Genomic DNA, 21,827 nt, shown 5'->3' with positions numbered 1-21,827 from the left:
TTGTCCGGCCGCGGGCGCTGCACTATCTGGGAACAGCCCGCATTTGCGACCAATCCAGCCCGTTGGGTCCTCATCCATGCAAGATCACACCTCCCCCGCCTCCCTCGAAAACGCAATTGCGCTGCAGAAATACGGCGTCGGGCAGCCGGTTCGGCGCAAGGAGGACGACACGCTGGTGCGCGGGCACGGCAAATATACCGACGATTTCAACCTGCCCGGCCAGGCGCATGCCTGGATCGTGCGTTCCAGCCATGCTCACGGCATCATCAAGGGCATCGACACCACGGCGGCCAAGGCCATGCCGGGCGTGCTCGGCGTCTGGACCGGCGCCGACCTGGCGGCGGCCGCCTACGGCCCGTTCACCTGCGGTCTGCCGCTGAAGAGCCGGGACGGTTCGCCGCTGCTGCAGACCAACCGCGCCGCACTGACCACCGACAAGGTGCGTTTCGTCGGCGATCCCGTCGCCTTTGTGGTGGCGGAGACCGCGGCGCAGGCCCGCGACGCGGCCGAAGCGGTCGAGGTCGACATCGAGCCCCTGCCCGCCGTCACCAATGCCGAAGAGGCGACCAAGCCGGGCGCGCCGCAGCTCTATGATCACATCCCGAACAACGTCGCGCTCGACTACCACTATGGCGACACGGCCAAGATCGACGAGGCGTTCGCCAAGGCGGCGCACGTGACCAAGCTCGACATCGTCAACACCCGCGTCGCCGTGGTGTCGATGGAGCCGCGCGTGGCGCTGGCCGCGTTCGACGGCAAGAGCGAGCGATTCACCTTGCAGGTGCCGACGCAGGGCGTGTCCGGCAACAAGGCGACGCTGGCCAAGATCCTCAACGTCGCACCGGAGAAGGTTCGCATCGTCACCACCAATGTCGGCGGCTCGTTCGGGATGAAGAACGTCTCCTATCCCGAATATATCTGCATCCTGCATGCCGCCAAGGCGCTGGGGAAGCCGGTGAAATGGCGCGACGAGCGCACCACCGCCTTCCTGTCGGACAGCCAGGGCCGCGACCAGATCATCCATGGCGAGCTGGCGCTCGATGCCGACGGCAAGTTCCTCGCGGTGCGTCTCTCCGGCTATGGCAATCTCGGCGCCTACATCATGGGCGTGGCGCCGCTGCCGCTGTCGCTCAACACCGGCAAGAACCTCGCCAGCGTCTACAAGACACCGCTGCTCGGCGTCGACATCAAGACCGTGCTGACCAACGTGACCCTGATGGGCGCCTATCGCGGCGCCGGCCGCCCCGAGGCCAACTACTTCATGGAGCGGCTGATCGACACCGCAGCGCGCGAGATGGGCATCGACCGTCTCACCATCCGCAAGCGCAACTTCATCAAGCCGAGCCAGATGCCGTTCCCGGCGGCCTCGGGCGTGACCTATGATTCCGGCGACTTCGCCGCGGTGTTCGAAAAGGCGCTACAGGTTTCCGACTATGCCGGCTTCGCCAAGCGCAAGCGCGAGAGCCGCAAGGCCGGCAAGCTGCGCGGCATCGCCGTCGGCTCATATCTGGAGGTCACCGCGCCGCCGAGCGGAGAGCTCGGCAAGATCACTTTCGATGCCGATGGCGGCGTGACGCTCACGACCGGCACGCTGGATTACGGCCAGGGTCATGCGACGCCGTTCGCGCAGGTGCTGTCGGCGCAGCTCGGTGTTCCCTTCGAGAAGGTGCGGCTGGAGCAGAGCGATTCTGATCTCGTGCGGTTCGGCAACGGCACCGGCGGGTCGCGCTCGATCACGGCGACCGGCCAGGCCATCGTCGAGTCCTCGCAGCTCGTCATCGCTAAGGGCAAGCAGGCGGCGGCGCATCTGCTGGAGGCCTCGGAGGCCGACATCGAGTTCGCGGGCGGGCAGTTCACCATCGCCGGCACCGACCGCAGCATCGACATCATGGAGCTGGCGCGGCGCATGCGCGAGGGCAAGATGCCCGAGGGCGTGCCGGCCTCGCTCGACGTCGACCACAATTCGACCGCGACCGAATCGACTTTCCCCAACGGCTGCCATGTCTGCGAGGTCGAGATCGAACCCGATACTGGCGTAGCGCAGATCGTCGGCTACACCGCGATCAACGACTTCGGCACCGTCATCAATCCGATGATCGTCGCCGGGCAATTGCATGGCGGCGTGGCGCAGGGCATCGGCCAGGCGCTGATGGAGCATCTGCGTTATGACGAGAGCGGCCAGCCGATCACGGGATCACTGATGGACTATGCGCTGCCGCGCGCTTCCGACGTGCCGATGATGACGGTCGACAACCATCCGGTGCCCGCCAAGAGCAATCCGCTGGGCACCAAGGGCTGCGGTGAGGCCGGCTGCGCCGGATCCATGGCATCAGTGATCAACGCGGTGATCGATGCGCTGTCGGACTACGGCGTCAAGCATCTGGACATGCCGCTGACGACCGAGAAGCTGTGGCGCGCGATCCAAGACGGCAAGGCAAAGACGGCAGCGTAGTCGCCTCCGCATTGCAGGGAAACGCGCGGGGGCTGTTGCACCCTGCTCGCCGCATCGATCCCTGCCCTCTCCTCCGTCTTGACCGCATTGCGGGCGCAGCGGCGCAGCGAAACAATCCAGAATCTTGCCACGGCGGCAGTCTGGATGGCTTCTCTGCGCTCGCAATGACGGCGCAGCCGGAAGACCGCTTGGCGAACACCGCAGCCGCCGCATTCGCGACTTGCTCTCGCTGACACCGATCATGGGCTTGGGCGGCTGATCCCGTTTCCGAGAAGGCATGCCACCGAAATCCCGTCGTGCGCGTACGGGCAGATCGCTGAATTGCGGCAGAATCGACGGAACGACCCGGCCGTTTTCTCCCGGATTTGTCCCTGAGTTCCATCCCTTTCGACTATCGCGCGAGTTCAGCTCTCCCTAGGGTTGTTGCAACGCCGGTTGGCATCCTCGGGACACGCCCGGACGCCGGTGCCACGCCGAACGACGCGCGATGCGTCACGAGGTGGATCTCGGTTCAAACAGGGAGAAGGACGAGATGGCTTTCCCGACGTCGGTCAATGACCAGATCACCGATTCCGTCACCCAGGCCAACACCAAGGTCCTCGGTGATGCGCCCGCGATCGCGATGGGCAACCTCTATCAGGCCACGGCGCAGGCGCTGGCCAACGCCGCGCACAACGCGACCAATGCGCAGCAGCAGAGCTACGTGACGACCCAGGCCGCGACCACCATGGGCGTCGCCACGCTCTACTCGCTCGACACCGCGACCACCGGCGTCGCAACCGCCGACATCCTCAACACTGGCGTCAAGGGCCTCTGACCAGCTGACGCGCGCTCCGCACCAGTTTGCTTCCCGACCACCTCGATCGCCTTCCACCTGAAAGGACCAAGCCATGGCATTCCCGACCTCAGTCAACAATCAGATCACCGATTCCGTCACCCAGGCCAACACCAAGGTGCTCGGCGACGCGCCGGCGATCGCGATGGGCAACCTGTTCCAGGCGACCGCGCAGGCGCTGGCGAACGCCGCCCACAACGCCACCAACTCGCAGCAGCAGAGCTACGTGACCGCGCAGGCGGCAACGACCATGGGCGTCGCCACGCTCTACTCGCTCGACACCGCCGCCACCGGCGTCGCCACCAAGGACATCCTGTCGTCCTGACGCAGCACGAGCGCGGGACCGGTCACGCCCGATCTTGGCACGCGCCTAACGATCCCAGGGAGCTGGTGAGATGGCATTTCCCACGGCAGTCAACAGTCAGATCACGGACTCCGTGACCCAGAGCAACGTCCAGGTGCTCGGTACGGCACCCGCGATCGCGATGGGCAACCTGTACCAGGCGACGGCGCAGGCGCTGGCGAATGCGGCGCATAACGCCACCCTGGCGCAGCAGCAGATGTACGTCACTGCCCAGGCAGCGACGACGGCAGGCGTCGCGCTGCTGTATTCGCTCGATACGGCGTCGACCGGACTGGCGACGTCGACCATCCTGAAGAGCTAGGCATCGTCCCGCGTGACGCCTGGCCGATCGAGAGACGACCCTACGTCAACAGCACTCGCAAAGGAGAGACATCATGGCATTCCCGACCGCCGTCAACAGTCAGATCACCGACTCCATCAGCCAGGTGAACACCAAGGTGCTCGGTGATGCGCCGGCCGTCGCGATGGGCAATCTGTTCATCGCCACCAGCCAGGCGCTGTCCAACGCGGCCCACAACGCGACCAACAACCAGCAGCAGTCCTACGTGACGATGCAGGCCTCGACCACGCAGGGCATCTCCACGCTGCTGACGCTCGATACCGGGACGACCGGCATCGCCACCGAGAAGGTGCTCGGCCTGGTGTAGCAGGCCGTCCATCGACGGTGCCGCCGGCTAGCCGCAGGCGTGCGCGCTGCCAACGGAGCGGTTCGCCGTGCCAACTGCATCCGCATCGCTGACGGCCGTGGTCGACGGCAACGTGGTCAATGTCGGGCTCGCGCCATCCGTCGCCATGGGGATGACCTATGTGGCGATGGCCGACAGCCTCGGGCTCGCGATGGCGAACGCCGCGGCCAATCAGCAACGTGGCCAGGTCCTGGCCGGCGCGGCGCTCGCGCAGGTCCTGGCGATGATCATCGCGCAAGGGAGCTCGTGACATGAACGATCCGGGGACGGTCAACAGCCAGATCATCGACTCGACCACCGGCGTGGTCACGCTGCTCACCGGGCAGTCTCCCTCGCAGGCCTTCGGGCTGCTCGACGCCGTGATGGTCGAGACGCTCGGCATGGCGATGCACAATGCCATCGGTCGCCAGCAGGGCGCGAGCGTGATCGGCTCGGCAGCGGTGACGGCGGCCTGCGCCAAGATGCTGTCGGTGCCGTTTCCGATCGCACCGCCGCCCGTGCCGAAGCCTCCGCCGCCCTCGGTCGATCCGCTGCCCGGACCGCCGCCCAACACCTCGCCCAGCGCGGCGGTCGCCGCGGCCTTCGCCGAAGCGGAAAGCGCGGTGACGGCCCTGAAGATGCAGGCCAGCGCGGCCTCGAACCTCGCGCAGACCGCGACCGCGGATCTCAACCAGATCGTCGCCGATGCCGGCGGCACGGCGCCGTCGGCCCCGCCTACGCCGGGCACCTCGATCGCCAACGCCTATGCCGATGCCGAGACCGCGATCGATACGCTGAAGGCGCAGGCCGCGACCGCAAACAGCCTGGCACAGACCGCGCAGGACGATCTCAACAAGCTGATCACCGAGGCCGGCGGCACGCCGCCGGCTCCGCCCAAAACCTGATCGCCTCCGGCCAGGCCCCGGGCCGGACAACCTGACGAGACCATCATGATCCGGGATGCCGCTCCCCTGCCGCGGCGGCCGGTTCGGTTGAGGAAACGCAGATGCCGAGCAATGTCGACGCCCAGATCATCGACGTGATCAACCAGGTCCAGAAGGCGACCATGGCGCCGCAGGTCGTGCTCACCAGCGGCGCTGGCAAGGCCTATCAGTCGGTGGCGCAATCGGCGGCAATCGCGATCCAGGATGCGGCGGACGCCCTGCGCAACGTCTCGACCATCGCCACCACCGCCTCCGGCGTCGCCATGGCGCAGCTGCTGGCGACCGGCGAGCCGAAATATGCCGAAGCGCTGGTGACGGCGCAGGGCATGATGAAATCGGCGACGGAGGACTTCGCGCAGATCGGCGCCGCCGCCTCCACCATCCTCAAGAACTTCCCGTCGGGGTGATGTCATGACGGTGACGGTCGCAAACAGGCTGATCCAAGGCCGCGGCGGCCTCTCCGAGATCGGGGCGGTGGTCCTGGCGTTCATCGACGGCGGAGTGCAATGGCTGGACTGGGCGGTGCGCGCGCCGACCGCGAGCTACAGCTTCCCGGACGAAACCAGCATGATGGCCGAGATCCAGGACGGGCTGCACGGCTCGCCGCTAGCGCTGCTGCCCGGCCTGTGCCTGCAGGTCAGTCCGGTCAAGCTGCTGACCTTCAATCTCGGCGACCTGCGCACGCTCGCGAAGGCGGAGACCGGCGCACAGGATGCGGCGACGGCGAGCCAGACCGAGAGCATCCTCAGTGCCCACGGCATACGTGGACAATCGGACCTCGCCGCGGTCCCGGCCCTGCTCACGCAGCTCGGCGTCGCGGCAGCGCCCGTGTTCCAGTGCCTCGGCCTCAACGAGACCATCGCGCTGTGGGAGCTCATCGCGCTGCCACAGCCGCAGGACGGCAACCCCGACATCCGCAACGACGCGGCGGCATTCGCCGTGCAGCAGGCCCGCACGCCCGACGAATTTTGCGACTACTACCGCATCTACATGGCGCTGACGGCCAAGCTCAAGAGCGCCGCCAGCTCCGCCGATCAGCGCCTCTCACAGGCCAATGCCGCGGTGCAGACGCTGCTGCCGCTGATGTTCGGTGCGCTCGACTGCCCGCAGGTCAAGGGCCTGGTGCCGCCGCACGAGGTCGCGGCCGCCGTCAACAATTGGCTGCGCCAGGGCCGGCGGCTCGGCTTCGCCCGGCTGTCGGAGGGCGTCTGCCGCATCATCGAGAGCACGACCTTCACGCAGGAGACCGGCGCGGCCGCCCAGCAGGTCGTCACGCTGTATCTCGCCAACGCCCAGTCGTTCCTGTCCGCCAACCATCCCAAGACCGGCCGGATCAGTCAGGATGGTCGCTCCTGCATCCTGCCGACGCAGTCGGGCAACCTCTACGCCGAGCTTTACCTGGGCGCCGACGGCGACATCACCTTGCGCCAATTCCGGCGGATCGCACCGCCCGCCGAAAAGAGCTGACATCCGAGAGGCAGGCCATCATGAGCGAGCAGCAGCAGATCCCGACCTCGTCGTCCGAGAACGAGCCCGACATCCTGCTCGACAATCCCTATGCCGGACCGATGCTGCCCGAAGCCTTCGTCGAGCAGATCGAGGAGCAGTCGGCGGCAGACCTCGCCCGCCATGCCGAGCTCGAAGCCGAGCTGATCGAGAGCGGCGCCGACGAGGTGGTCGCGATCGAGCAGCAGGTGGAGACGGCGGAGGACGAGACCGTGAGCGAGATCGACGAGCCGGCCGCGCCTCCGCTGTCGTCCCATTCCATCCATCAGATCGAGCACCGCCTCGCCGAGGCCGCGCGGGCGATCGCCGCGGCTCAGCACGCCTTCAACGAAGCGGTCGGCCGGACGGCTGCCGCGATGGAGCGCAAGATGGCAGCGACGCAGGCAGCCATGCTGTCGCGCCGGCCGCAGGTCGAGCCGCTGCCTCCTCCCATGGAATACGCCTCGCCCACGGTCGAGACCGCCGAACAGGCCGTCGCAGCCTCGATCATCGCCACGCGCCAGGCCACGGGCTTCACCGACCGCCAGCTGTCGGCAATGGCCGCCGCGGGCCGCGCCATCATCGCCGAGGCCCAGGAGGCCGCCGAGCAAAGCGTCATCGCCGCCGAACGCTCCATCGGCGCCGCGATGGCCGCGAGCCAGCCGCCGATACAGCGCACCGCAGCAGCATCCTGAGCTGGCGCGCCGCGGACGGAGAACACGACGCATGCCCGGCACGCTCTGCGACAAGGATGACGCGGCCCTCGAGGCCCTCGGGCTGATGGCGAGAACGGTCACGGAGATCATCGCGCAATCGCAGCCGCCCGCTCCGGTCACGATCGACTATGTGAACGACCATCACGACCTGACGATCCGGTGGGTCCGGAAAGGACCAGAATTGCCGCTCTACTGGCCTCCCTATCCGGACGCCATCGCGGCGCTCAGCGCGCGGGAGAGCTCCGCCAAACAACGCCAGCTGCGCTCAAGCCTGCTGATGGAGCAATATTTTCGGATCGAGACGGGTCCACTTCCGCCCGGAGGAGATGCGCAGAACGCTCGTGACAATGTCAATGCGCAGTCGAAGCAGCTGTACGAGGTCGTCGAAGCCTACAAAAAGGGGGGCGATCTCATCAATATCGGTGCCCGCGCACAAGATATCGCAAAGGAGTTCGTGAAGATCTGCCAATACCTCATCGACCTCGATCCGAGCATGCAGACCATCACATGTCTGCAGACCTGCATTCAAATGTGCAAGGCGGTGCCGGTCGAATGCGCGAAGATCAAACCAGGCGCCTTAGTTGACGAAGCGCGCGCCGCCGCCGGCACCTGCCTGAGAAATCTCACTGCCGTAAGCGACGCACTGCACAGCATCGTCCACGGCTTCTGCATCGTGACCAACAACGAGGCCATACCGCACTTCTTCCTTCTGCGTCTTCTCGTTCCCTATAGCCTTCTCGTAAGAAGGAGCGAAGACGGCATCTACCGCAGCATTGCAAGCTCCCAACTGACGAAGCTCATGCACAATGAGCAGGATTGGCTGTTCAAGCTGCTGCAGCGGATGATCGCCGCCTTGTCACGTGAGCTCGACGGCAAGGTCGTCTTCTTCCTTAAAGGCGGTCGCGGCCTGGCCTATCTCCTGGGCACGCCCGAGCGCGGTGAAAACGACTGGGACACGCAGATCCTCATCGATCCCTATCTGCCTCCGGGCGAGTGGTGGCAACTCTACGAGCGGACTCGCGCCATTGTCGACAACATGCTGCTGCGCGACAACTTCATATTCTCCGCCAATCTGATGGCCAATGCCCCCTCCCTCATCGTCTCCACGGAGACCTATGCAAGGACAAGGGCCAGCTCGGTCGAGACCCTCGACAAGGTGATCGACAACGTCTTCGTGCTCGCCTGGCAGGACACGATCGACGAGAATGCCTTGAGTCTGGATCCGTTGCTTTCGCTGGAAAGCGTCTGGCGCGAGATCGCCGACAAGCCGTCAGGCAGTTGCAAGGCGGAGCTGATCGACGTCGGCATTCCGCGCTACTATACGATCGAGCTCCTGCAACAATGGCGGCATGTCCGCCGAAGCATCAAAACGGTCAATGGCGTTCCGTATCCGGGCGCCAGCTACTTCATCGACGATCTGATCGACGTCATCCGGGAGTCCGACGCCGGCATATCCCCCTCGGCGAACAAGCGTGAGACGCGGCTGGCGCGGCTGCTGGAGGTCTTGGGCACGGACGATGCGCAGTTCTACGTGGCATGGGAACAAGGGTTCGTAACGACCGCCGGGCTCGTCTTGTGCCAGCAGCAGGTCTCCCGTGTCGGTCTCCCGCGCATTCGGAATCTCGCGTGGATTTTGCTCGGCCAGTTCTGCGTCGCCTACGAGCTCGCACTCGATCCCGGGCTTGCCGAGGCATTCGATGTCGTGAACAGCGCGACGCTCAAGGATCTGATCGATGGCATGTCCAGCGAGAGCGAGATCAAGCAGGCAGGACTGGTGTTCAAGTGGTGTGACGCCGTCTCCGCCATGATGGTCACGCATCTCGCGGAGCGCGGGAGATTCGTCCTGAGCCAGAACGCGGCCATCTTCGGGCTCACGGCCCAGGTTGCCGTCGCACCGAAAGTGCTGGCCGTGGCGGAAGGAAGCTATGCCGCCAATCTCCACCGTCTCTTCGCGTCACCGACGATCGAGGGCAACGTCATTCCCGCCGAATTTGCCGCCATCGACCTGCACTACGAGACATGTGTGAGCGAAAGCGAGATCTCCGACTCGCAGCTCACCAGCTTTGCCCAGATGGTCGAACAGGCTGCCAGCCAGATCCCGGCCTTCGGAATCGTCGGCAAGATCGCCCCCCTCAACACCGTCAATGTGTTTGCCAAGACATCCCTGCCACTGGGCACGACCAGCTACTGCCCACTGTTGATCCGCTTCTCGCTGCGTCCGCGCCTCAGCAGCAATATCGTTCTCAACCGTGTTGGACCGCTCGCCGTCTTGGGTCTGCTCGAGCTGATACCCTGGTGCCGTGGGCGCGCAGCCGATGTCGGTGAATGGGCGACGCGCTGGAAGCTCGCAGAGACGCTCGGCACGTTGATCGCGATGGAGGCCGCGGTCCTCGCAAGGCCGCCCCGACAGCTCAGGGCAAGGCTCTGAAAAGCGGCGCCGCCTCTGCGCAGGCAAGGGGACGGCGTCGCACATGAACTGAACGCGCCGGGAGCGATACCGCCTCCCTCGATCGTTCCACCAAGGACTGACGAACATGGTCAAGGTCGTCATCATCGGCGGCGGCTGCGCAGGGCTCGGGGCAGCTCAATTGTTGCTGAAGAACAAGCAACACGTCACTCTGGTCGACGCCTACGAGCGCTTCGGCGGCCGCGCCTGGACCCGGCCGGATCAGGGGTTTCCCTTCGATCTGGGACCGCAGTTCATTCAGGACCCCGAGGTCAATCCGTGGACCGGGATCGCGAAGTCGCTGGACTTCGAGCTGCTTCCCCGCGACGACAAGGCCGCCGGGACGTACTACCGCGTCCAGCTCGACGGCGTCTGGCAGAACAGGCTTGGTACCCCTGGGATCAACGAGGTGCAAACGCTGCTGGATGAGAGCTACGCGGCGGCTATTCAGTCCCGCAACGCCGCTCCGATCGCCCAATCCCCCACGTCGGGCGCCGATGCCGCGCTTGCGCTCGGCTCCAGCCAATATGGATCGATCGCGGAATCCGCCGAGCCCTGGCAATATATCGCGGCCGACCGGGAGCGACAGGCTGAAGGCAGCGGCGAGGTTCTGTTCGTCGAGAACGGCATCGGCACCCTCGTCGACGCCTATGGGCGCAGCCTGCAAAAGAGCTTTCCCGACACGCTGACGCTCCACCCCGCGACCGTCGTCTCGGCCGTCCGGCTGCTGACTGCCGAAAATCGTGTGCGGATCTGCGCCGGCGAGCAGGTGGTCGGCGACTACGACTACTGCATCGTCACCGTGCCCTGCAGCGCAATCGCCGGCATTGCGTTCGAGCCGCCGTTGACCTTCGAGCGGACCACCGCCCTGACCTATGTGCTGCTCGGATCCTACAAGAAGGTCGCGTTCTGTCCGAAGCAGATGCCGGACGCGATCGCGCCGAGCTGCGACTACTATGTCCACGACGGCGCACTGGGAGGCTGCTGGCAATATTTCCGCCTGCCGACGGCGCCGCAGGCGTTGATCTGCGTGGCCTCCGGCAACTTCGCTCACATGCTCGACAGGATGGACGACGAGACGGTCGTTGCCGCGCTGTTCAAGGTCCTGAATGCAGCCTACGCGCCCGCGGAGATCGTCCCCCTCCAGAAACCCATGCTCACCAACTGGTCGATGCAGCCTCACATCCGCGGCGCCTACTCGTTCACCCGCTACGACGGCGGCAATGCCAACGATCCGACGGCGCTGAATGCGCGGCTGGAGCTCGGCAAGCCGCATGGCGGGGGACGAATCCTTTTCGCCGGCGAAGCCACCTGGGTGGACGCCTACGGCACGATTCACGGCGCCTTCTACTCGGGTGAACGAGCCGCAACGACGATTTTGCAGAAGGCCGGCTGGGCCTGACGCGCCAGCCGATGGACCATTGATCGACTGATACGAAACTCTGGGAGACTTCCATGCCGAACCTTCCCATGGCCGTCATACGCCGGCTGTTCAGCTACGAGCGGACACGGAACGGGCAGCAGGTCCCGAACACCATCACCGGTCCGCTCTATCAGTATGCGTGCTGGAACTGGGTGCTCAGCGGCGGAACGCTGACCGTTGACGACTTCAAGAGCAACAGCAGCATCATCGCAAACGTGCTGAACACGGACGCGATGGGCTATCCACTGGGCATCAAGCAGGATGCCGCTCAGCAATATCCGCAGGAGGGAAACGCCGTCGATCTCCAGCGCATGGCGGCGTTGTTGCGGGAGGCAACCATGGAAGGACCTGAGCTCGAACAGGACTGCGCGCCCCAGACGGAGTTTCTCGAATGTCTCGTCCGCATCATGCTTCGCGTCAACGGGCTCGAACCGATTCCGTTCGATGCCGACAGCCGCTACAACGTGATCGTCCGCAGCAAGAACTGGTGGAACACCGATCATTGGGCTCTCAGGCTGTATCTCGGGCCAGCGGCCAAGCAGCAGATTCAGACGGTGCCGGATTGGCCGCTGATGTTCTCATGTTCGAAGGTGTGGGATGAAGACCTCGCCTTCGTCGCCGTGACGATTGCCGGACTGCATCAGAACCAGGTCGATCAACTGGCGACCGTGCCGTACTCGACGTGCCGCGGCTGGGTGATGCGGACGAAGAAGGAGGGAGGAAGCTTTCCCTTCGTCTGTCAGGCCCCGATCCGTTCCGGCTCGGGGCAATGCGGCCGATGCGGCTTCGTCGCCTGCGAGGCGCATCTCGGAAGCTACGACGAGGCCGGCGTATTCCACTGGGGCACGCAGGATGACGGCCACTACAAATGCCAACGCTGCGGTGAGGGCATCGTCCATGTGCTGGCGCTGGAATGACTCCGGCCGCGATCACCGATGTCGCGCCCAGCTGCAACCCAGGCGATGGCGTGCCGAGTCCCGCTTGAGACCGCAAGGCAGCTTTGCGCCTCGAGGACCAGATCATGAATGAGAAAGAATTTTGTGAAGGCCTGCTGGCCTGGGCCAACGACCGCGGCATCGCCGGCCTGCAGCTGGTGACGGCGCTCGATGATGGAGGCTACGAGGCTTGGCTACAGGCCGATCTCGCAGGATATCTCAAGGCCAAATACAAGGGACAGATAGCCCGCGAGCAGAGCGTCTACCATCAGGAGAGTTGGCGGGTCGATCTCCTGCTCAACCCCGAATTGTTGACGAAGTATCAAATTCTCGTCGAGATCAAGGCTCAGACGGCAAAGCAGAGTGCGCCGACCTTCATGTCGGAGGTCGAGAAGGATCTCAAAAAGCTGGACGAGGGCCGCCGCAACATCTACGTGGACAGCGGCGCCTTCATGCTCGCGGTCACCATCGAAAAATCCGCGGATGATGGCATGTCTGGCTGGAAGCCGGACGACGTCAACTACATCTTCAACCGCGTGCTGTCGGTCGGCGGCATCGCCTTCTATCTCGCATTTTCGGGCAGCGAGGGGGAATGGCGAGCCGCCAAGGAGATCGACAAATCCGCGATCGACAAATCCGCGATCGGCAAGACCACGATGGAGAGCATGCCCAAGGTCGGCACACCGCGGGTCAATCAGCAGCTCTTCGGCCCGGGTGACAGCTTCTGAGAGCATCCGCGGCTGGACGCGTAATACCCTCTTCTCCCAGGCCGCCCTCCGAGGCCGCTGTCATACTCCGGACCGGTCGATGACGACCATGCGCCGGCGCCGCGCGGTCCTTCGGAGACGAACCAGGCGGCAGCGCCGCGGCTCGCTTGGCGGATCATCGTCGAACACGCTCGATCCTGCTGACGAACGCAAGGCGGATCTCGACGGCGACGCATCAGCGAGCAGCCGCGTCGGATGCGATACGCGCGAACCTGCAACGGACGACTTTGATCGCGATAGCGCTCCCTGATGGGCCGCGGCCCGTGGCACTGGGACGGGGCTGCGGGCCGAACCGGGCGCCGGCACAGCCGCGAACACGTCCGAGAACAGGTCTTCGCCTGGGCTCAGACCTGCCACCGGCCGGGACCGACGCGACGTCTCGGAAGAGCGCTCAGCGAAGATGTCGCCTCCATCCGGGCTCAGGCCTGCCGACCCTTCAGCAAGCACCTTCACAGGACGCGGTGCGGCCGGCAGTCGTGTCTGACGGGTTGCACCCTGCGGAAGCGAGCCAAGGCCGCAAACGCGACCGGGCACCGACACATCCGATCCCAGATCCGAGAAGAGATCGCCATGTCGGCTTCGATCCGGGACGGACCGAGCCCGATGCGGCATCCCGGACCGTGGTTCATCGAACACTCCGGCGGCTTGCGGCTCAAAGGCATCGAACGCTGATGATCGATCGGACGATGTGGATCGTCGCGCGCCCGGGGTTTGCGATCTCGTCGAAGCTTCTGCTTCACTGCCGTCGAACACACTCTGGCTGGACGACATCTGCGACCTCCGAAATCTCGCGCGAGGGTTGCTTCACTTGGCATTATCTCCCTGAGCACGACGGCTGACAAGAACTCTCTGATGACGACAATGGCGATGGCCACGCGAGGCCGATGGACATGTCTCACTCCGCCGCCATGCGCCGGTACTCGCGCGGGGTGCGGCCGACCTGGCGGCGGAAGTATTTCTCGAAATGGCTGAGATCGGCGAAGCCGACCTGCAGCGCCACGTCGGTGATCGGCTGCCGCGCATTGGTGGCCAAGAGCTCCTTGGCTTTCTCGACCCGGATGCGCGACAGCATCGCCTTGCATGATGTCTGCAGGCTATGGCGAAACAGGAAGCTCAGATGCGACTGGCTGACATGGGCCTGTCTTGCCAGCGTGTCGAGCCGGATTGGCTCGGCGTAATGGTCGACCAGATAGATCAGAGCCTTGCGGAGGTTGGGATGCAGGCGCGACAGCGCCTTCACGTCCTTGTTGAGCACGTGATGGACCCAGTCGTCGGGCCCACCGCCATCCGACACCGGCACTGGCGCGACCATCGGCTCGAGAACGGCCTCGGGTGCCGGCGGCGCCATGACCACGGGCGTCGCCGGCGCCGCGGCCTGCTCCGCCTGCGCGTGGAGCGCCGGAAAATAGCGCCTGACGTCGTCGGCGCGGATCCTGGCCCGTCCGGTCATCACCGCCAGCCGGGCGATCACGCGCTCCACCTCGAATGCGTTCTCGGGCCAGGCATAGCTGCGGCACAGTTCGAGCATCTCCGCACTGATCTTGTCCTCTGCGCGGTGACCATGTCCCTCGAGGGCGGCGATCACCAGCGGCTCGATGTCATCGTTGCGCTCGCGCAGCGGCGGCACGCTGACCGGGAGGAAATCCAGCTCCGCCAGCAATTGACGTGCGAAGGCACGCTCGGCCACCAGCCGGGGCAGATCGCCGCTGGCGGACGCGATCACGCGCACCCGCGTCGTGCTGGAGACGTCGAGCCATTGTCCGAGACGGGAATGCATGTATTGCGGCAGCTCGTTCTGCAGGCCCGGCGCCAGCATGTCGATGTCGCTGAAGAACAGCGTGCCGCCCTCGGCCTGCCGAAACCAGTCCTGCGGCGCCCCGCGCGGCTGGGCGCAATTGACCTGCACGAACGGCAGATCGCGGCGCGGTCCACAGCAATGGATGGCGGCCGCCAGATACGGCGTCTCGGTTCCGAACTCGCCCTGCAGCAGGCAAGGCAGATCGCTGTGCGAGGCCTTCTCGACGAAAATTTCCAGGTTGCGCACGGCATCGCTGGCGCCGACCAGCAACAGCGAGCGGCCGAGGCGCTGCCGCGCCCATTCGCAGACCTCGTAGCGCTTCACCACGAAGGCGAGTTGGCGCGCGCAATCCGCCAGCGCCTCAGAAAGGTCCGACCCGCTCCGCCGCCGGTCCCAGGCCAGGTTCAGGCGGCCGATCCCCACATCGGCATAGACCAGCGGCACTGTGACGGATGGCGTCGGTTCGAGCCGCCACTCCGGCGCCCGTCGCGGCTCGCGCTCGGAGGCCGCCGCAGCACCGCCATCCCGCTCGCTGAGCCAGTCCTGCACCGTCTCGGTCCCGGATCTCGACAGCACGATGCGCCCGAGATCGGCGACCGCGATCTCAACCGTCGCTGCGCGCGACAACTCGGCCAGCCGCTGCGCATAGCTCACGAGGAAATCGGCGACCTCCAGATACGGCCGGCTCATCCTGGCCAATTCCCGCCAGGCGTGATCGCCAGCTTCGGGTCCCCTCTGATCCTTCATGATCGTGCTGACGGCACCGGAAATGCGTGTCGACCCAACACGGCAAACTCGCCCCTGCTGCCGCAGACCTCGTCGATGCCGCTCCCGAGCAGAACACGCCTCGTCATGGCATGCCCAGATATGACGCAGCTGGCGGGCACACCGTGTTCGTCGAATACGCTCACCGATCCTCGCCCCTTCACATGACGGGCAGAAGGAAGCATACACAATTTTAGATTGCGTATGAACGGCCTCACTATTAATGATCAAATCGTCTTGATAGCGGCGACGCCATGACGCAGCCGTCAAGCCTGCGGGCGCGGCTGGTAGATTGCGACGTGACGGCAATGGGCCAGCGGCCGATCGCCGTCCGCAACCACCAGCGCGTCGATCTCGACGAAGCGGTGGCCCTTCTTGTCGTAGTTGGCGGTCACCCGTCCCCGCGCCGTGATCTCGTCGGTCTCGGCGATCGCCGCCAGCAATTGCATCCGGCTGCCGACGTGGATCCACGGACCGAGCACGACGTTGTCGACCAGCAGCCGGTTCATCATCCGCTGCAGCATGCCGGGATGACCGAGCCGCTCGTTGGCATAGATCGGATCGCGCTCGCGAATCTCGTCGAGATACATCGTGGCCGCCTGCCCCGGCCAGGCGCGCGGCGCCGTGCCGAGCAGGCTACCGACCGCGAACGAGTCTGCGCCGATCGGCGGCCGCACGGCTGCGGGCGGAACATCGCGATAGTCCGCCAGCGTCACATCCGGCGGGGCCGTTGGCAGCGTTGCGGAACCGGTGGCGCAGAGCTGACCCTGACTGATCACCTCCAGGCCGAGCCCCTCCCCTTCCTCGCTCGCCCTGACTTCGGCGATCTCGCCGTCGTAGACCGGTTTGATGAAGCGCGACTCGATCAGGCCCCGTTCCAGGAACGCACGCCCCCAGCGCGCGACCGGCTGGTGCAGCATATAGGCCAGCACCTCGACGCCGGGCACAAGGCCGCCGGCGAAGCCGAAGCGGCGGGCCACGCCGTCGTCGTGCATCTTGTTCTCGGACTGCTTGGCCGTGTTGAACGCCTCGACCGCGTAAGGCGCGATTTCACCGGACATCCTTGCCTCCCTTCGACCCTTTTCGGCGATGGTAGCGGCAGGAAAGCCCCTGGCAAGCGCAGCGTTTGGCTCGCAATTCCCGGCTCGATGGAGTACCAACCGGCCATCCCGAATGAAGGCCCGATGACGACCGAAACCGCCCCAACCACCATCTATGTCGACGCCGACGCCTGCCCGGTGAAGGACGAAATCTACCGCGTCGCGATCCGGCACGGCCTGCCGGTGATCGTCGTCGCCGGCGGCTTCATCCGCGTGCCCGACGATCCCCTGATCACGCGCATCGCGGCCGGCAGCGGCATGGATGCGGCGGACGACTGGATTGCCGAGCGCACCGGTCTCGACGACATCGTCGTCACCGCGGACATTCCGCTGGCGAGCCGCTGCGTCAAGGCCGGCAGCGCCGTGATCGCGCCAAACGGCAAGCCGTTCACGGAGGAGTCGATCGGCATGACGCTCGCCGTGCGCAACCTGATGACCGATCTGCGCTCCTCCGGAGAGGTCACCGGCGGCCCGCGCTCGTTCACGCCGCGCGACCGCTCCACGTTCCTCTCCACCCTCGACACCACGATCCGCCGCGTGCAGCGCCAACGCGCCGCGCGGGTCCAGCAACAGAGCTAAGCGACATGGCGCCGCCCCTCATCCAGTTGAAAGACATCCGCCTGACCTTCGGCGGCACCGCGCTGCTGCAAGGCGTGGAGCTCTCCGTCTCGCCCGGCGAGCGCGTCTGCCTGATCGGCCGCAACGGCTCAGGAAAGTCAACGCTGCTCAAGATCGCCGCGGGTCTGGTCGATTGCGACAGCGGCACGCGCTTCGTGCAGCCCGGCGCCACCGTGCGCTATCTGCCGCAGGAGCCGGACTTCTCCGGCCATGCGACGACGCTCTCCTATGTCGAGGCCGGGCTCGGGCCTGGCGACGATCACTATCAGGCGCGCTATCTCGTCGAGCAGCTCGGATTGACGGGCGAAGAAGACCCCGCGCACGTCTCCGGCGGCGAGGCGCGCCGCGCGGCGCTTGCGCGCGTGCTCGCGCCCAATCCCGACATCCTGCTGCTGGACGAGCCGACCAACCATCTCGACCTCACCACCATCGAGTGGCTGGAGAACGAGCTCGACGGCCGCCGCTGCGCGCTGGTGCTGATCAGCCACGACCGCCGCTTCCTGACCAATCTGTCGCGCGCCACCGCCTGGCTCGACCGCGGCCAGATCAAGCAGATCGATCGCGGCTTCGCGGCCTTCGAGGCATGGCGCGACGAGGTGCTGGCGGAGGAAGAGCGCGAGCAGCACAAGCTCGACCGCAAGATCGTCAACGAGGAGCATTGGCTGCGCTACGGCGTCTCCGGCCGGCGCAAGCGCAACGTCAAGCGGCTCGCCAATCTGCATGCCCTGCGCCAGCAGCGCCGCGATTATCGCGGCACCGCGGGCGCCGCCAATCTCGCCGCCGCCGAGGCCGACAAGTCCGGCAAGCTGGTGATCGAGGCGAAGGGCGCATCGAAGAGTTATGGCGATCGCAAGATCGTCGACAATTTCTCCATCCGCATCCAGCGCGGCGACCGCATCGGCATCGTCGGCCCCAACGGTGCCGGCAAGACCACGCTGGTCAACCTGCTGACCGGCGGCAGCGAGCCCGACAGCGGCAGCATCCGGCTCGGCGTCAATCTGGAGACGGCGACCCTCGACCAGCACCGCGAGAGCCTTGACCCGCGCACCACGCTCGCCGAGGCGCTGACCGGCGGCCGCGGCGATCACGTCATGGTCGCCGGCAAGCCGAAGCACGTCGTCGGCTACATGGAGGATTTTCTGTTCTCGCGTGAGCAGATGCGCACGCCGCTGGAGGTGCTTTCCGGCGGCGAGCGCGGCCGGCTGATGCTGGCCCGCGCGCTGGCCAAGCCGTCGAACCTCTTGGTGCTGGACGAGCCAACCAACGATCTCGACCTCGAGACGCTGGATGTGCTCGAGGACATGCTCGGCGACTACGAGGGCACCGTCATCCTGATCAGCCACGACCGCGACTTCCTCGACCGCGTCGTCACCTCGGTGATCGTGCCCGAGGGCAACGGCAAATGGCAGGAATATGCCGGCGGCTACAGCGACATGCTGGTTCAGCGCGGCGCCGATCTGAAGCGCGAGCACGCCAAGAAAGCCGAAGACAAGGCGGCTGAAGAAAAGAAGGACACCAAGCCGGCGGCAGCTCAGCCCGCGAGTACGCCGAAGCGCAAGCTGTCCTTCAACGAAAAGCACGCGCTGGAAACATTGCCGAAGACGATCGCCAAGCTGCAAGGAGAGATCGCCAAGCAGCAGGCCGTGCTCGCCGACCCCGCACTCTACGCCAAGGACCGCAAAAAATTCGATGCCGCGTCCCTCGCCATCGCCACCTCGCAAGCCGAACTCACCGCCGCCGAAGACCGCTGGCTGGAGCTCGAAGTGCTGCGCGAGGAGATCGAGGGCGGATGACGCTGCCGTAGGGTGGGCAAAGGCGCGCACGCGCCGTGCCCACCGAATCCTTGCGCAACAGAAGACGGTGGGCAAGCTTCGCTTTGCCCACCCTACGATTGATGGCACACGCTGCCACCGTTGATGATGGAGCTAACAACATGACGACCCTGCTCGCCGCCAAAATCGCCCGGGAGTACGGCACGCCCTGCGCCGTCATCGACATGGACAAGGTGGAGCGCAACATCGCGCGCATCCAGGCGCAATGCGACTCTGCCGGCGTGGCCAACCGGCCGCATATCAAGACGCACAAGAGCCCGGTGCTGGCCAAGCTGCAGATCGAGGCCGGAGCGCAGGGCATCACCTGCCAGAAGATCGGCGAGGCCGAGATCATGGCCGACGCCGGCATCGCCAACATCCTGATCAGCTACAATCTGATCGGCGAGGAGAAGATGGCGCGGCTTGCCGCGCTGCAGGCCAAGGCCGATATGACCGTTGCCGCTGACAACGCGACGGTCATTGCCGGCCTGCCGCAGGCCGCCAAGCAGTCGGGCCGCGCGCTCTCGGTCGTCGTCGAATGCGACACCGGCCGCAAGCGCGCCGGCGTCGAGACGCCCGCCGAGGCGATCCAGCTGGCGCGGCAGATCAAGGCCAGCGACGGCCTGCGCTTCGCCGGCTTCATGCTGTATCCGACCGAGAGCGGCTGGGACGAGGCGCAACGCTTTTACGACGAGGCGCTGGCCGGCGTGCGCGCCGAAGGTCTGGAGGCCAGCATCGTCTCGACCGGCGGCTCGCCGAACCTGAAGAATCTTGGCAAGCTCGAGGGCGCCACCGAGCACCGCCCAGGCACCTACATCTACAACGACCGCATGCAGGTCGCCGCCGGCGTTGCCACCTGGGATGACTGCGCGCTGCACATCTACTCCACCGTCGTCAGCCGCGCCGCGCCCGAGCGCGGCATCCTCGATGCCGGCTCGAAGACGCTGACAACGGACACGGGCGGCCTCGATGGCCACGGCCTGATCCTCGAGCACCCGGAAGCGAAGATCGCCCGCTTCGCCGAGGAGCACGGCTTCCTCGACCTCTCCCGTAGCAACACGCGCCCCAATGTCGGCGACGTCGTCCGCATCGTGCCGAACCACGTCTGCGTCGTCGTCAACATGATGGACGAGGTCGTGATGGTCCGCGGCGAAGAGATCCTGGGCACGCTGCCGGTCGCGGCGCGCGGCAAGCTGCGGTAAGGGCGCAACCCTCTCTACCCGTCATTCCGGGGCAGCCGCGCCAGCGGCTGAGCCCGGAATCCATACGCCCGATCGTGGTTATGGATTCCGGGTTCGCCCTCAGGGCGCCCCGGAATGACAGCGATGTTCGTAGCTGGCCGCGCGGCAAATCGTAAGCTGGGCAAAGGCGGCGGCTGTAGTACTGCGTCATACGCAAGTCGCGATGACGTGCCCACCGTATTGCCGCCGAATACGCCGATCGATGGTGGGCACGCTGCGCTTTGCCCACCCTACAAATTAAGCCACTTCAACGCGCCCTTCCCTGCGGCAACGCCGGTCGCGAACGAGGCTTGCAGCAGATAACCGCCGGTCGGAGCTTCCCAGTCCAGCATCTCGCCTGCGGCGAACACGCCCGGCAGTCGTCGCAGCATGTAGTCGGCATCGAGCTCATCACGCGCGATGCCGCCGGCGCTGGAGATGGCGCGGGCGAGGCCGGCGGTGCCTGTCAGCTTGATTGGTACGGCGTTGATCAGCGCCGCAAGGCGATCAGGCGACAGCGACGACAGAGCCGGGCCTTGTGTCTTCGCCGCCTCCTGCAGCAGACCGATCGCGACCGGTGACAATTGCAGCGACTTGCGCAGCACATTCGAAAACGACTGCTTGCCGCGCGGGGCCGAGAGCTTCTTGATCAGATCAGCGGCCTCGACATCGGGCCGCAGCGCGACGTGCAGCGTCGCCTCGCCATGAACAGCGATCGCCTCGCGCAACTCGGCCGACAGCGCGTAGACGGCGCCTCCCTCGACGCCGTTGCGCGTGATCACGGTTTCGCCGCGTCTGCTGTGCTCTCCGAACGACAACGCGATGCCCTTCAGCGGCTGGCCCTCGAAGCGGTCGCGGAAGATGTCGGACCAGGCGACGGTGAAGCCGCAATTGGCCGGACGGAGCGGCGCGATCGCGATGCCTTTCGCCGCGAGGATCGGCACCCAGCCGCCGTCGGAGCCGAGGCGCGGCCAGGAGGCGCCGCCGAGCGCGAGCACCGTCGCATCGGCTGCGATGGTATGTGGATCGTTTGGCGTTGCAAAGATGAGATGGCCCTGCTGGTCCCAGCCGGTCCAGCGATGCCGCAGTTCGAAGCGCACGCCCTGCGCGTCGAGCCGGCGCAGCCAGGCGCGCAGCAGCGGCGAGGCTTTCATCGCAACCGGAAACACGCGGCCCGAGGAGCCGACGAAGGTCGGCTGGCCCAACGCTTCGCACCACTCGCGAAGTTGTTGCGGCGAAAAAGCCTGGATGGCCGGCACAAGCCAGGGCGCGGCTTCGCGATAACGCGACAGGAATGCCGCCAGCTCTTCGCTATGCGTGAGATTGAGGCCCCCTCGCCCCGCCATCAGGAACTTGCGCGCTACCGATGGCATCGCGTCGTAGACGGTGACGCTGGCTCCGCCCTCGGCCAGCACCTCGGCTGCCATCAGCCCGGCCGGGCCGGCTCCGATGACGGCGATTTGTTTTGAAGATGACATGTCGC

20 protein-coding genes are annotated in these 21,827 nt (G+C 65.8%); 17 read left to right on the top strand and 3 right to left on the bottom strand.

Annotated elements, in window-relative coordinates; genetic code table 11:
- Nucleotides 1–76 precede the first annotated feature (76 nt).
- From QX108_RS00715 to QX108_RS00650, 14 genes are all read left to right on the top strand, one after another.
- Nucleotides 77–2,452, top strand: a complete 2,376-nt coding sequence (locus QX108_RS00715; RefSeq protein WP_315719619.1) for a xanthine dehydrogenase family protein molybdopterin-binding subunit — start codon at nt 77–79, stop codon at nt 2,450–2,452.
- A gap of 532 nt (nt 2,453–2,984) precedes the next feature.
- Nucleotides 2,985–3,269 carry a RebB family R body protein gene (locus QX108_RS00710; RefSeq protein WP_172108198.1) on the top strand — a complete coding sequence of 95 codons (285 nt, stop codon included), beginning with the start codon at nt 2,985–2,987 and terminating at the stop codon, nt 3,267–3,269.
- Nucleotides 3,270–3,342: 73 nt separating this feature from the next.
- Nucleotides 3,343–3,612 carry a RebB family R body protein gene (locus tag QX108_RS00705; RefSeq protein ID WP_172108196.1) on the top strand — a complete coding sequence of 90 codons (270 nt, stop codon included), beginning with the start codon at nt 3,343–3,345 and terminating at the stop codon, nt 3,610–3,612.
- A gap of 70 nt (nt 3,613–3,682) precedes the next feature.
- Nucleotides 3,683–3,952, top strand: coding sequence for a RebB family R body protein (locus QX108_RS00700; protein WP_172108194.1), 270 nt, complete (start codon nt 3,683–3,685; stop codon nt 3,950–3,952).
- A 73-nt stretch (nt 3,953–4,025) separates the two neighbouring features.
- Nucleotides 4,026–4,298, top strand: a complete 273-nt coding sequence (locus QX108_RS00695; protein WP_172108192.1) for a RebB family R body protein — start codon at nt 4,026–4,028, stop codon at nt 4,296–4,298.
- Between the two features lie 67 nt (nt 4,299–4,365).
- Complete coding sequence (locus tag QX108_RS00690; RefSeq protein WP_210265422.1) at nt 4,366–4,587, top strand: RebB family R body protein; 222 nt, start codon at nt 4,366–4,368, stop codon at nt 4,585–4,587.
- Between the two features lies 1 nt (nt 4,588).
- On the top strand, nt 4,589–5,221 hold the full coding sequence (locus QX108_RS00685) for a RebB family R body protein (RefSeq protein ID WP_315784939.1): 633 nt from the start codon (nt 4,589–4,591) through the stop codon (nt 5,219–5,221).
- 101 nt (nt 5,222–5,322) lie between these two features.
- Nucleotides 5,323–5,667 (top strand): hypothetical protein, encoded by a 345-nt coding sequence (locus QX108_RS00680; protein WP_172108188.1) that lies wholly within the window; start codon nt 5,323–5,325, stop codon nt 5,665–5,667.
- 4 nt (nt 5,668–5,671) lie between these two features.
- Nucleotides 5,672–6,727 carry a hypothetical protein gene (locus QX108_RS00675; protein ID WP_315719617.1) on the top strand — a complete coding sequence of 352 codons (1,056 nt, stop codon included), beginning with the start codon at nt 5,672–5,674 and terminating at the stop codon, nt 6,725–6,727.
- A 20-nt stretch (nt 6,728–6,747) separates the two neighbouring features.
- On the top strand, nt 6,748–7,440 hold the full coding sequence (locus QX108_RS00670; protein ID WP_315784944.1) for a hypothetical protein: 693 nt from the start codon (nt 6,748–6,750) through the stop codon (nt 7,438–7,440).
- A 31-nt stretch (nt 7,441–7,471) separates the two neighbouring features.
- Complete coding sequence (locus QX108_RS00665; protein ID WP_315784948.1) at nt 7,472–9,889, top strand: hypothetical protein; 2,418 nt, start codon at nt 7,472–7,474, stop codon at nt 9,887–9,889.
- A 106-nt stretch (nt 9,890–9,995) separates the two neighbouring features.
- Nucleotides 9,996–11,309 carry an NAD(P)/FAD-dependent oxidoreductase gene (locus QX108_RS00660; RefSeq protein ID WP_315784950.1) on the top strand — a complete coding sequence of 438 codons (1,314 nt, stop codon included), beginning with the start codon at nt 9,996–9,998 and terminating at the stop codon, nt 11,307–11,309.
- Between the two features lie 53 nt (nt 11,310–11,362).
- A complete protein-coding gene (locus QX108_RS00655) occupies nt 11,363–12,247 on the top strand; it encodes a hypothetical protein (RefSeq protein ID WP_315719613.1) in 885 nt (294 codons plus the stop codon).
- A gap of 104 nt (nt 12,248–12,351) precedes the next feature.
- Nucleotides 12,352–12,993 (top strand): hypothetical protein, encoded by a 642-nt coding sequence (locus QX108_RS00650; protein ID WP_315719612.1) that lies wholly within the window; start codon nt 12,352–12,354, stop codon nt 12,991–12,993.
- 934 nt (nt 12,994–13,927) lie between these two features.
- Here the strand turns inward: QX108_RS00650 and QX108_RS00645 are convergent.
- Complete coding sequence (locus QX108_RS00645; RefSeq protein WP_315784954.1) at nt 13,928–15,520, bottom strand: helix-turn-helix domain-containing protein; 1,593 nt, start codon at nt 15,518–15,520, stop codon at nt 13,928–13,930.
- 341 nt (nt 15,521–15,861) lie between these two features.
- A complete protein-coding gene (locus QX108_RS00640; RefSeq protein ID WP_315784957.1) occupies nt 15,862–16,656 on the bottom strand; it encodes a hypothetical protein in 795 nt (264 codons plus the stop codon).
- Nucleotides 16,657–16,779: 123 nt separating this feature from the next.
- On the opposite strand from QX108_RS00640, the gene QX108_RS00635 reads away from it, so the two are divergent.
- The 3 genes from QX108_RS00635 to QX108_RS00625 all read left to right on the top strand — a co-directional run bounded on the left by QX108_RS00635 (nt 16,780) and on the right by QX108_RS00625 (nt 20,326).
- On the top strand, nt 16,780–17,274 hold the full coding sequence (locus QX108_RS00635; protein ID WP_315784960.1) for a YaiI/YqxD family protein: 495 nt from the start codon (nt 16,780–16,782) through the stop codon (nt 17,272–17,274).
- A gap of 5 nt (nt 17,275–17,279) precedes the next feature.
- Nucleotides 17,280–19,106: an ABC-F family ATP-binding cassette domain-containing protein gene (locus tag QX108_RS00630; RefSeq protein WP_315719608.1), complete on the top strand. Its 1,827-nt coding sequence runs from the start codon at nt 17,280–17,282 to the stop codon at nt 19,104–19,106.
- Nucleotides 19,107–19,246: 140 nt separating this feature from the next.
- Nucleotides 19,247–20,326, top strand: coding sequence for a D-TA family PLP-dependent enzyme (locus QX108_RS00625; RefSeq protein ID WP_315784963.1), 1,080 nt, complete (start codon nt 19,247–19,249; stop codon nt 20,324–20,326).
- Between the two features lie 269 nt (nt 20,327–20,595).
- On the opposite strand, the gene QX108_RS00620 is transcribed toward QX108_RS00625, so the two are convergent.
- Complete coding sequence (locus tag QX108_RS00620; protein WP_315784966.1) at nt 20,596–21,822, bottom strand: TIGR03862 family flavoprotein; 1,227 nt, start codon at nt 21,820–21,822, stop codon at nt 20,596–20,598.
- Nucleotides 21,823–21,827 lie beyond the last annotated feature (5 nt).

It is taken from the genome of Bradyrhizobium sp. SZCCHNR1002 (assembly GCF_032381435.1).
Lineage (GTDB): Bacteria > Pseudomonadota > Alphaproteobacteria > Rhizobiales > Xanthobacteraceae > Bradyrhizobium > Bradyrhizobium aeschynomenes.
This window is presented reverse-complemented; position numbering and strand designations above follow the sequence as displayed.